The sequence below is a fragment of the Bacteroides sp. 51 genome, from assembly GCF_010500965.1.
GTDB lineage: Bacteria > Bacteroidota > Bacteroidia > Bacteroidales > Bacteroidaceae > Bacteroides.
Window position 1 is genome coordinate 121,691 of record NZ_QVMI01000009.1, and the last position, 13,162, is coordinate 134,852.

7 protein-coding genes are annotated in these 13,162 nt (G+C 45.7%); all 7 read left to right on the forward strand.

Translation table 11 applies throughout. The features are described from left to right. Window positions 1–181: 181 nt before the first annotated feature. Window positions 182–3,409 carry a TonB-dependent receptor gene (locus tag D0T87_RS08910; protein ID WP_163174784.1) on the forward strand — a complete coding sequence of 1,076 codons (3,228 nt, stop codon included), beginning with the start codon at window positions 182–184 and terminating at the stop codon, window positions 3,407–3,409. Window positions 3,410–3,415: 6 nt separating this feature from the next. Continuing rightward, window positions 3,416–5,095 carry a RagB/SusD family nutrient uptake outer membrane protein gene (locus D0T87_RS08915; RefSeq protein WP_163174785.1) on the forward strand — a complete coding sequence of 560 codons (1,680 nt, stop codon included), beginning with the start codon at window positions 3,416–3,418 and terminating at the stop codon, window positions 5,093–5,095. Between the two features lie 24 nt (window positions 5,096–5,119). Then, complete coding sequence (locus D0T87_RS08920) at window positions 5,120–6,568, forward strand: fimbrillin family protein (RefSeq protein ID WP_163174786.1); 1,449 nt, start codon at window positions 5,120–5,122, stop codon at window positions 6,566–6,568. Window positions 6,569–6,589: 21 nt separating this feature from the next. Continuing rightward, complete coding sequence (locus D0T87_RS08925) at window positions 6,590–7,420, forward strand: fimbrillin family protein (protein WP_163174787.1); 831 nt, start codon at window positions 6,590–6,592, stop codon at window positions 7,418–7,420. A gap of 54 nt (window positions 7,421–7,474) precedes the next feature. Next, window positions 7,475–8,914: a fimbrillin family protein gene (locus D0T87_RS08930; protein ID WP_163174788.1), complete on the forward strand. Its 1,440-nt coding sequence runs from the start codon at window positions 7,475–7,477 to the stop codon at window positions 8,912–8,914. A 238-nt stretch (window positions 8,915–9,152) separates the two neighbouring features. Further along, a complete protein-coding gene (locus tag D0T87_RS08935; RefSeq protein WP_163174789.1) occupies window positions 9,153–11,702 on the forward strand; it encodes a DUF4962 domain-containing protein in 2,550 nt (849 codons plus the stop codon). A gap of 23 nt (window positions 11,703–11,725) precedes the next feature. Continuing rightward, on the forward strand, window positions 11,726–13,162 hold the full coding sequence (locus D0T87_RS08940; RefSeq protein WP_163174790.1) for an alpha-L-fucosidase: 1,437 nt from the start codon (window positions 11,726–11,728) through the stop codon (window positions 13,160–13,162).

The window sequence follows — 13,162 nt, forward strand, 5'->3', positions numbered from 1 at the left end:
CGATATCCGGAATATCATCAACTATCCGGTATCTACTGGTATAGGAGGCACGTAACAGAGCGGGGCGTATGCATATTAACCAAATATGAAGTCGTCAACCCTCCATACACCCCCTCTGTTTGCGCTGCTGTATAAATGAAACAAACTTAAAATCAAACCAATAAGTTACACCTTATATAATATGAAAACAATTCGAATCCTTCTTTTCTTCTTCTTTGCCGCGGCAGCCACAGGTTCCGGCCTGCGTGCCCAGAATAAAGTAGAAGTCATCGGCAAAGTCTCCGACCAGGAGAAACTAGAGATGATCGGTGCCACCGTCCGCGAAAAAGGAGCCAACAACGGTGTCGTGACCGACCTTGACGGAAGATACAAAATCACCGTTTCGGCCGGTGCCACCCTGGAGTTTGCCTATCTCGGTATGCGTACCAAAGAAGAAAAAGTAAACGGACGGAGCATTATAAACGTCGTGCTCGAATCGGCAGATGTGGAGCTTAACGAAGTGGTCGTTATCGGCTACGGCACCGTGAGACGTGGCGAGCTTACCAGTTCCATCGCTTCGGTACGGGGAAAAGAAATTGAAAAACTACCCGTCACCGATGCCCTGCAAGCCCTCGCGGGACGGGTAGCCGGACTGCAAATCACCTCCGCATCCGGTAGCCCCGATGCTACCACGCAGGTCAAGATACGTGGCGGGATATCCATTACCCAAAGCAACGACCCCCTATACATTGTTGATGGTTTCCCGGCACCCGACGGACTGACGGGCATCGAGCCATCCGACATCGAATCCATCGACGTCATGAAAGATGCCTCGGCAACCGCCATTTACGGTGCCGCCGGTGCCAACGGAGTCATCCTCATTACCACAAAATCGGGGGCCGAAGGAAGAGCCAACGTCACCTTCGATGCTTATATCGGTATGAAGAAAATAACCAAACGAGTGAAAACACTCAGCGTAGCCGACTTCGTTCGGCTGGAATACGAACGCGCCATGCTAAAGTCAGAAGACGATCAAAGAGGCATCGTAGGTGTATACGGTGGTGGATACAACAACGCACTATCCGTAAAAGACAACATGCAGAACACCTGGTACGACATACCGGAATACTACAACAACCGTCCCGGCGTAAACTGGCAGGATGAAGTCTTCGATGGCTATACCCCCATCACACAGAACTACCGCCTCTCTGTTGATGGCGGAACGAAAGAAACCAACTTCAACGTATCCCTTTCGCATACCAACGACGATGGTATTATGACCAACAGCGGTCTTGAAAGAAACAATATCCGCCTGCGGTTCGGACATAAACTATCTCCTAAAGCCACGCTGAATGCCAGCGCCATCTATACCGAAGACCAGATCTCCGGCTTAGGCTCCCTTCAGGATGGTGGACGGTTTAGCGCCATGCGGCAGATTATCCAATCGCGCCCCGTCATATCAAGAGATGGAAACGACAGAACGTTGGTCGACCTGAACGTTGACCCTATGCTCGAAGATGATAGTGGCAACGTCATGATCAACCCCATTACCGCCATCCGCGAAGAAGAAAGAGATCGCGGAACGGAGATCATCAACTTCAATGCCAGCCTAAAGTATGAACTCATCAAGGGGCTTGTCTTCCAGACACAAGGCTCCCTTCGCCGCCGCTCATCCTGGAACGATGTGTTCTATCATGCCAATAGCCGCCAGGCCATGCGAAGTGATGGCCCATACGCCATGCTGGCGAAGAATACCGATAAAGGCTGGAACTATACCAATACCGTAAACTGGCGTCCACGCCTTCCTAAAAAGCATAATATGAACATTATGGTAGGGCAGGAAGAAAAATACCGCAAGTTCACCAGCTATACGAGCCAGGTAAAAGGCTTCCCCGAAATCAACAACGGGCTGAACAGCCTGCAACTCGGAACAACGGCTACTGTACCCGTAACCACCGTCGAAGGTGAAAGAGATCTGTCGTTCTTCACCCGTGTCACTTACGACTACCTGAAGAAATACCTCTTCTCTGCCACCTATCGCCTCGATGGCTCCAGCAAGTTTGGCAATGCCCATAAGTGGGGACACTTCCCCTCGGCTTCTTTTGCATGGCGCGCCATTGACGAAGACTTCGTCAGAAACCTCAACCTATTCTCCGACTTTAAAGTTCGGTTTGGTGTAGGAACAGCCGGTAACAATAACATCGGGCGGTACAAATCACTCTACCGGCTAAGGCCAGGCACCATGCCCGAGAACAATCAGGAGTCTAGCTCGGTAGGTTCCACCCAGCTTGCCAACCCCAACCTGAAGTGGGAAACCGATATCAGCATCAACCTGGGACTGGAATTCGGGTTCTTCGACCAACGCCTGCAAGCCGTCATCGACCTCTACCAGAATACAGCGAAAGACCTGTTGCTGGAAAGGCAAATCCCCCTGGCCAGCGGATACGGCACGGTATTACAGAATATCGGAGAGACGGAGAACCGCGGTGTCGAAATCGCCCTCCGCTCGCACAATATAGAAACCAAAGATTTCCGGTGGACAAGCGCCCTGAACTTCTCTTTAAACAAGAACAAAGTCAAGCGGCTGACCAACGTGAAAGAAATGCCCGTACGCTCTGCCTGGAACAGCAGTGGAGAATTTAACGACTACGATTACCTGCTCGAAGTAGGTAGCGCCCTGGGACAAATGTGGGGCTGGGAAGTGGAAGGACTTTACTCGGTAGACGACTTTAACTACAACCCCGAAACCCAAACCTATGAGCTGAGAGACAAAGTAGTGACCAGTCCCGACGTGGCAGTCAAGCCCGGCTACTGGAAGTACAAAGACCAGAACAAAGACGGAAAGATAGATGCCGAAGATCGTGTGGTTATCGGAAATGCCAACCCGAAGTTCTACGGAGGATTAACCAATACCTTCGAATACAAAGATTTCGACTTCTCTTTTATCTTCAACTACAGCGTGGGAGGTAAAGTATATAACGCCAACAAAATGTTCTATACTAAGATGGATTATAAGTACAATAACAACCTGGAAGTAGTGAAAGACCGTTTCACTTATATCAACGAAAAGGGCGAGAACGTGTTCCACAATCCCGGCGAACTGGCCCGCATCAATCAGAACGCAAGTTTCACCTCTATAGATGGGAACGCAACGCTTCGGTTCAACTCCGAATACGTAGAGAACGCTTCCTTCCTGCGATTGTCCAATATCATGCTGGGCTATACATTGCCCACCCAACTCTCAAGGAAATTCTATGTACGCAAACTACGGGTGTACGCCAGTGCGAATAATCTTCTCACTCTTACCGGTTACTCCGGCTACGATCCCGAGGTGAATACCAACCCTAACAGCGGTCTAACCCCTGGTGTAGACTGGGGCGCTTACCCCCGTTCGTTTTCGATGATCTTTGGTGTAAACATGACATTTTGATAAGCTATGAAGACTATAATAAATAAAATAAAGCAAGCCGTATGGATATCCGCTTGCGCACTGGCAACAGTAACCCTGTCCACCTCATGCAATGACTACCTGGACGAACCCATTTACGACTCCTGGGGAGAGGATTTCTTCAGCTCCACCGAAAGGCTCAACCTCGGTGTACGCGGTGTACTCGAAAGTTTCAGTTCACAAGATACCTACGGCATGTCTTGGATGGTGTTTGATTGTGATACCGATATATCCCATATACAGGGAGCCGGAACCGGGCATGTGGCCAGAGACTTGGGACATTACAACATTTATACTTCGCACGTCTGGCTGGAAAATGCATGGAAGCTGTACTACAAAGCCATAGATAGGGCAAACTTCATTCTCGCCAAGAAGGACGACGTAATAGTAGCCGATACCGATAAAGACCGGGCAACCTATAAACAACTGATCGCCGAGGCCAGAGTGATGCGGTCGCTGGCTTATTTCGACCTGATCAGACTCTTCGGCGACGTACCCTATAAGGACACCTATACCGTTCTCGATGGCGAAGATATGAAATACCCCCGCACCGATTCACAGGAAATATACGGTCACATCTGCGAAGAAATGGAAGAAGCAGTCCCCGACCTGTTATGGCACGATGAATTCCCCGGTGGCTATGTGGGACGTTTCTCTAAGGGTGCCGGACATGCACTGCTTTCCCGCATGTATCTTTTCCGTGCCGGTTGGTCATTGCGACAATCCGGAACAATGGAACGACCGGCCGAATATATGGATTATTACCGCAAGGCTTCCGAACATGCGGGTATGGTAATTCAATCGGGTAAACACGCTTTGAATGCCAAATACGATGCCGTATTTAAAAATATGTGCGAGTACAAACTCGAACCACAAGAGAACCTTTATGAATTTCAATTCTATAGCGCAACCGCTCAGAAAGGCGGATCAAGTCAGGTGGGTACCTATAACGGAGTGCTTATTGCACAAGGTTCAAGCTTTGGACGGGCAAACTCTTACATCAAAACCCATCACTTCTTCTACGATACGTTTGAGGATACCGACTTGCGGAAAGATGTCTCTGTGGCTACATGGCGAATCAATTATACAGACGGGAAAGATGTGTATGCACCCATCGCCCGCAACCAAAGCTACACCTGGGCGCCGGCAAAATGGAGAAGAGACTGGCACGCAGGCGATGCCAAAGACCCCAACTATACCAACGTAAACTGGGTATTTCTTCGCTACTCCGATGTGTTACTGATGAAAGCCGAGGCGGAAAACGAAGTAAATAACGGTCCGACTGAGAGTGCCGTAGATTGTTTGAACCAGGTGCGCAGAAGAGCATACGGTTATGATCCGAATATCCCGAACGCTACGCTAGACTATACTGTTTCCGATTTCGATAAAGACACATTCTTCAAAGAAATCGTAGCCGAACGTGCCCGCGAACTTTGTTTTGAAGGTCACAGACGGATGGATCTTATCCGCTGGAACATGTTGGGCGATGCCATAACGAATACCAAGAAGCAATTCGATGCTGCAATTGCCGCAGGCGAACTCAGACAATATAGCTTTGATGCAGGCATTCGCTTTACACCCAATAAGCATGAACTCTATCCGGTGCCATCCCGCGAAATCTTAGAGACAGGCAATTTCTGGAAGCAGAACCCGGGATATACCAATTAATAACCCCTTAAAACGATACGAAGTATGAGATTTAAACATACCATATTTGCAACCTTGTCTTTTTTGATGGCGATGTTTGCAGCCTGTGATAGTGACGATGATAAGTCAGACCCGGACCTGCAACCTGACTATCTCACCTTTGAAGGCACCATTATAGGCAAAGAACAGGGGGAAGGGGAGAGCCCGTTATGGCCCGTAAATAACATCATCGGTTTGTATGCTACCAACGCCGATGAGAAGGCAATCCTAAGCGATTACCAGAACCTGCGCTATATCACCGAGAAAGGCGATGGCAAGTTTGCTCCGGGCAATAAGTATACCGATGTAATCTATTACCCCGAAGATATCCATAACGTACAGTTCATATCTTATTCACCCTATCGCACAGAGATGACGAGCGGTGTTTATAAGGTCGATCTTACCCAACAGAGCAATCAGCATAACCTTGATTTGATGTATGCCGAAAGTACACAAACCAAACCTGCCGATAACCTCATCAAGCTGGACTTTGGGCATGAACTCTCCAAAGTAGTATTCAATATTAAAGCGGGAAAAGGCTTAAGTGCCTTAACCAACCTGAAAGTAACCGTTACCAACCTGAAAGCGAAAGCCGATTATCGCTTATTGGACCGGTCGTTCAAGGAAGAGGAAACCGTTACCGATATCGTAATGAAAACAACCGCTGTAGATGGGGGAGCCATATCTGAAGGGATCATTCTGCCTACCGAAGCCGCAGAACGCAAGTTTGTATTCAGAGTGGTCATAGGGAACGATACGAAAACATTTGAGATCAATGCCAGTGAAGAAGTCTTTCCACGTGGTAAGAAACAAACCTTCGATATTACCCTGGAACGCAATGAAGTGATACTGGATGCGAAATCAACCATCGAAGACTGGGGACTGGGCAGTTCGGAAACCATCATCATTGACCCTACAAAGCCTACAGGTGAAGGTGGTGGCGAGATAGAATACGTAACCAAAGAATTCTTTGCGGAAACCTTCGGAACGGGAGCCGCCAATATTAAACTAGACGAGTATACGGGTTTCGATATGTCGTCTCCGGTAGTTTATTCCAATGGCGTTGTCCGTTTAGACCTGCAACTACAACCGGACCGCTTCCCGGATAACGGATACTTCCTGACCATGTTACAGCATAACGGTACTCCGGCAAGTGAGAAAACGCTGATTATTGATAACATTCCAAGCGAAGGATACCAGGATATGGTTTTGTCGTACGATTATGCAGCCGGTAACGTAGATATGAAGTTCGGCGATCTTACCTTAAAATGTAACGGCGTAGAAGTCGCGTTGCCTGATCAGAAAATCAAGAATAGGGACCGATTTGAGGGAGTGAACGTAAATATTCCACAAGGTACAACAAAGATTGAGTTCGTTCAGGATAGGGCCACATTGAGTTATTTACGCCTGGATAATATCAAAATCAAAGGGAAAACCGCAAAAGAAAACAAATAACCGGTAAATACTTAAAACGAGATGAAATACTTTAAACTAGCAATTATATGGTTATCGTTAGGCGTTCTCAGTGCTTGCACACAGGATGAAACGCTGCAAACCGGACATGAAAAGGTTACGGTACAGTTCTCTTCGATTGTAACCGGTGAGGATGGCGAATCCATATCAAGAGCATCCGGCACAATATGGACAGCCAACGATAAGATCGGTATATTTATGAAGAAAGCCGGGCAAGACCTTGCAGCGGAAAGCATCGTGAACAATGTCTCCAACATTTCCTATAAAACAGTGAGTGGCGACGGTTTCTTTGCACCGGTACAAACAAGCGAAGAAACCTATTTTCCTGCACTTGGTTCGGTGGACTTTATTGCTTACTATCCATATACGGATAATCCGGCAGGTTATACATATACCGTGAATGTATCTGATCAATCCGATTTGGAAGCCATCGACCTGTTGTACTCGAATAATGTATTGGCAGCCAACAAGGTTAATCCGCAAGTAAAGCTGCAATTTGATCATGTACTGTCTAGTATCAAATTCAATATCTCGGCTACAAATCCTGCAAGTGATCTGTCAGGCTTGAAGATAACCTTAAAGGGATTGCCTACAGAGGCGCAACTTGATCTCAGAGACGGTGATCTTAACATTGTCCAACTATCAACAGCCGATATAGAGGTACAAGTATCTGCCGATGGAACCACTGCCGAGGCTATTGTCTTACCTGTAGGTCTGTATGCATTCGATATCACATTCACTTTGGGCAGCGTTTCCGTAACTGAAACAATAAATGATATGGATCTATCTGCCGGGTCCAGAGAAGTACGTAATGTAATGATTACCGGAGTTTAACCGGTTCGCAATAAATTGAGATAATTAAATATTAACCACTAAATGAAATAACCCATGAAGATTAGAAGTCTTTTATTATCGACGGCAGCACTTGCCACTCTTGTTCTATCCTGCTCGGATGACAATGCACACATGTCTGACAACACCAACCTGGTGAGTTTTAAATCGACCATTATCGGTCAGTCGGCCATCTCAAGGGCTGCAAATACAGCCTGGGGTTCGGGTGATGGTATTGGTGTCTTTATGAAAACCGGAACGGGACTTAGTTCCATTGTTGGCGATGCCGACAACAAGAAGTACCAAACTACAGGTGATGGAAACTTTACGGCTGCCACAAGTGGCGACGCTATTTACTTCCCCAGCTCGGGAACAGTAGACTTCGTTGCTTATTATCCCTACACCACTCCTTTGGACAACTATATCTATAAAGTGAATGTAGCCAACCAATCCTCTCAGGAAGCTATAGACTTGTTGTACTCGGATAACGCTACAGGCAAATCCGGTGGCAATGATGTAACACTGAACTTTAAACACATGCTTACCAAAGTGGTGTTTAATATAACCGCTTCCGATCCTGTGACCAGCCTGGCGGAATTGAAAGTAGAAATCTCCGACATGAAAACAAAGGCAGATTATAACCTGGGCGATAAATCTCTTGTTGAAGAAGGCGCTGCTGCCAACATTGAATTAAAGACAACAGTAAGCGGATTAACCGCTGTATCCGAAGCAATTGTTTTACCAACTTCTGCTGCTACCCGCAAATTCACATTCACCCTGAAAGTGGGTGATGAAACCGAATCATTCGATTGGGATGCCAGCTCACAGACGTTTGTGCAGGGTAAGAAGAATACGTATACGGTTAATTTAAGCAAAGTAGATGGCGTGGCAATCAGTCCGGATGCCGATATTACCGATTGGGGGCAAGGTAGCTCTGAGAATATCAATATAGACCTTACCCCAGCACCTAAGCCTGTGGAAGTAGAGTTCTTCTCGGAAACGTTTGGTGTACCGGCTAACCAGACCGGCAAGCAAAATGCTGCGATTGCTACGTATCAGGCTTACGATATGAGTACAGCTACATATTCTGCTTCAGGGACTACAATGCCTAACATACATGCCAATTATGATTTAGGTAGTTTAGGCGAATGTGACTTTCATATTCAATTCCCTAAAGATGAAGGTACAGGATATACGGATAAGGTTTTTACTATTGATAATATTGATAGCCAGAATTACAAGGATTTGAAACTGTCTTTTGATATTGCAGGATCAAATACAAGCGTTAAGATAAGTGATTTGACATTGAAGTGCAATGATGTTGAAGTAACGCTTTCAGATAATAGTGCTGCCAGAGATAAGTTCGAGACAGTGACTGTAGATATTCCGGATGGAGTTACTAAATTAGAGTTTACACGCGCTGCGCAGGAACCAGCTTATGGACTAACTGTAAGAATTGATAATATCAAGATATCAGGAACTGAAGTTACGCCTTAATTGTGGTGGAGAACTACTTATTCTAAATATCCTCCCCCTACCCCCTCCAAAGGGGGATACCATGCGGACGGCAAAGTACCGTTGCCAAGTATCCAGACATTTCAGACATTTGGATGCGCAGCCTATCCCCCTTTGGAGGGGGTAGGGGGAGGACGTTTGAGTCTTAGAAGAAATAAAAGAGAAAGGCGTCACCACAGAGTTAAAAGACGAGTTACCCGAACTGGAAATCTAATAAACCATGAAGAAACACCTTACCCGTTGGGTGATGCTGTTGTGCATCATTCCTTTAAGCCTACTGTCTTGTTCCGACGATGATGTCCCTAACGTTGAAGACAACGAGGGTAAGGAACAGGAAACTGTTGACTCCTGGCATGAGAAGATACGGGATAAACCTTATCCAACTATCGACAATGGGCTTTATATTAATCCCGCTCCATTGATTGTGCCTCAGGCGATGAAGAAAGGAGATTTCATACAATTCTCTCTCTCAAAATCTGCATCGTTCAAAGAATCCGAAACTATTCTTTCGGCAAAGGTTCCCTGGTGTTTCTTCAATCCACACCAGGTGCTTGATGCCGGTACATGGTTCTGGCGGTTCCGTTCGGCAAACGAAAGTGGGGTAGAGGGTGCATGGAGTGAAACCTATCAGTTCACCGTTGAAGAAGAAACACCGGAGTTTGTAACCCCGGCATTCGATGCGTTTATAAGCAATGTGCCGAAAACCTATCCGCGTTTATATTCCTTCCTGGATGATGAACTGGAGGCAGCCCGCGGGAAGGTAGAATCCCATTCGGAGTTTAAAGCCTTAACCAGTAGGGCCAATACGGCACTTAACGCAAGTTATAGCGATGTTGCTAACCCCTATGATAAGATAGAAGAGATCAGGCCGTACATGATACAGCTTTATCAGGCCTATCGTCTGACTCAAAAACAGGCTTACCGGGATAAAATGTTGGAGTTTGTGCGACTTCTGCAAAACTATCCGCTTACTGATGCGCAAATATTCGCCACTAACTTTGGTGCTACAGACATTGCTCTCGTCTTTATCAAGGCATATGATATTGCCCAGAACGAACTAACCACCGCAGAGAAGCAAACCATAGAAGAACTATTAATAAAGATAGGCAGGCACTATTACAACATATATTGTGGATACCAGGAGAATCATATATTCGATAATCACTTCTGGCAGCAAAATATGCGTATCTTCTTCCAGATTGCTTTAATGCTTTACACGAAAGCTGAATATGAGACAGAGGCCACCAAAATGCTGGAATACTATTATGAGCTATGGACTGCACGGGCACCCGATTCCGGATTTAACCGGGATGGACTGTGGAGAAACGGAGTGGGCTACTTTAATGCCAATGTGAAAACACTATATTACATGCCTTCCTTGTTCTCTTCCATCACCAGGCACGATTTCCTGAAACATCCCTGGTATCAGAATGCAGGTAAAGCAATCACTTATGCGTGGCCCCCAAACTCCAAGAGCGTAGGCTTTGGCGATTCCAGTGAAAATGGCAACGCACCCAATCGGCTCCGGATTGCCTTTGCCGATTTTCTTGCACGTGAGGTTGGCGATGGATATGCCGCCTGGTATGCCAACGAGTGCCAAAGTCTGTTGTTGCAGGATTATGAGTTTCGGATATATCGTATGGTTCGTGATAAATCCTACACAAGTGCAGGTCTGCCAGCCGGTTATCCCAAACTGATATGGCATAAAGATGCCGGTGAAGTGACCATCCACTCAGATATTGCCCATCCTGAGAATGACCTTTCTTTGTCGTTCCGGTCGAGTACGTTTGCTTCCGGTAGCCATACCCTGGCCGATCAGAATAGCTTCAATATTCTATATAAAGGAGCGGATGTATATCGTAGTAGTGGATATTATGTTGATTTCTCCGGTGCACACAACCTCATGTCTTACCGCCATAGCCGCGCACATAATACGATTCTAGTGAATGGTATCGGCCAGCCTTTCTCCATGAAAGGGTATGGCAACGTAGTACGTGCCATCAATGGAGAACAAATATCCTATTGTCTGGGCGATGCGTCGAATGCGTATTCGGGTATAAGTGATGATCCGCTTTGGGTGGATGCTTTCAAGAAAGCCGGCATCACCCAAAGTCCCGAGAATGGTTTTGGTACAACTCCACTTACCAAATACCGACGACATGTATTTGTACTTCACCCTGATATCGTTGTATTATATGATGAACTGGAGGCAAAGAATTCTGTACGATGGGATTGGCTACTGCACAGCCCTACAGAATTTGCTATCCATAACGGTTCCAAAACAATGGAAACATGGAATGAGGACAAGCAATTTAAATCCGTTGCGCGGATGTTTAGCAATCAAAGCTTTGAAATCTCTCAAACGAATCAATTTGTTGTTCCCCCAACAACAATCCCTGATCCCCGGTATCCTGACCAATGGCACCTGACGGCAACATTCAGTCCAAGCAGCGAAAACCGTATATTAACCATTATCCAGGTATTGCCGGAATATAAATTCCCCCGGGCAATTACAGTGAATGGTGAGATTTATACTTGCGGTGGGTGGAATATTGAAGCTTCCTTAGACTGTAACCAACCCGCAGGCATTCACATAACCAATAGTTCAACGCGTGTGGCGTTTAGTTATGGAAATACCCATCCGGTAATCAATAATAACGTCTATTTGCGAAAAGATCAAGGCTCATCTATACTATATGATATAATTGATGGAGAAGTGAAGATATTGGAAATGAATGATTATCAACCAATTTCTACCCGAATACGATAGTACTAATATTAAAAATGGAGTAAATGAAAAGAAAGTTGCTTCTTGGATTAATAATTATGTTGGCTCTTAATTTATGTGCTCAGCATGCCGATCAGGATCAAAAAATGCAATGGTGGCGCGACGCGCGCTTTGGAATGTTTATCCATTGGGGACCTTATTCTATTTTAGAAGGAGTATATAATGGTTACCTGATGCGGGTAGAAGCGCCTGCATGGATTATGAATCGTTGTAAAATACCGGTAAAAGAATATCAGGAAATAACACGAACTTTTAATCCCACAAAGTATGACCCTGAGAAATGGGTACAAATAGCCAAAGATGCAGGCATGAAATACATTGTAATAACAGCCAAGCATCACGACGGTTTCGCTCTTTTCAAGAGCAAAGCCAGTAATTATAATATGGTAGACTTTACCCTATATGGCAAAGATATATTAGACGGATTAGCAAAAGCCTGCCGGAAATACGATATGAAATTGGGATTTTATTATTCCCAGGCACAGGATTGGAACAACTCAGGTGGAGATGCTCACAGAAGGCCAATGAAGCAAGGCTGGCCCAACCCGGATTCTACCCGTATTGACGCTTACACATTAGCTCACAACGGGAGTTGGGATCCCCTACAACAAACACGTACACTGGAAGAATACACAGACAGTGTGGCTATACCACAAATAAGGGAGCTACTAACCAATTATGGCGATGTAGCCGTATTCTTTTGGGACACCCCCAGCGGACCAGATATTCTTGCGGAGAAGATGAACGATATAATAAAGGATTATCCGCATATCATAACTAATGACCGCTTGGTTAGAGGCCATAAAAACATAACAGGAGATTACAAAACCCCGGAACAGGTTATACCAACAGTAAAAGAATTGGATGGCACGGACTGGGAAACATGCATGACCATAAACAATAGTTGGGGATATAGAAAGAAAGGAGTAGTTTGGAAATCCGCACGAACATTGTTGACTAACCTTATTGATATTGCATCCAAAGGCGGAAACTTCCTGTTGAACGTAGGCCCGGATGCCGAGGGTAACATTCCTGAAGGAAACATAGAAAGATTAGAAGCTATCGGCAAGTGGATGAAAAAGAATGGAAACTCCATTTATAGTACAGAACGATGCCAGGTAAACAAACCCGCCTGGGGATATTGTACACAGAAAGTGGTGGGTACAAAAACATATGTTTATCTCCATGTAATTGAATGGCCGGAAGATAATCAATTATTGTTCCGCTTATATCAGGAAGCATCAGGTGCCCGTTTATTAGATAATGGGAAGTTACTGAAATTCAGTAATACACACGATGGTATTTATATAGATGTACCCCGGGAAGCTCCGGACGAAATCGCATCAGTCATAGAACTGGAATTTGACTATGTATTACCTCGTTACGTCATAAAACCGATGAATGACAATAATTATGAGATAATAGATGCCGAAAAGGAATAA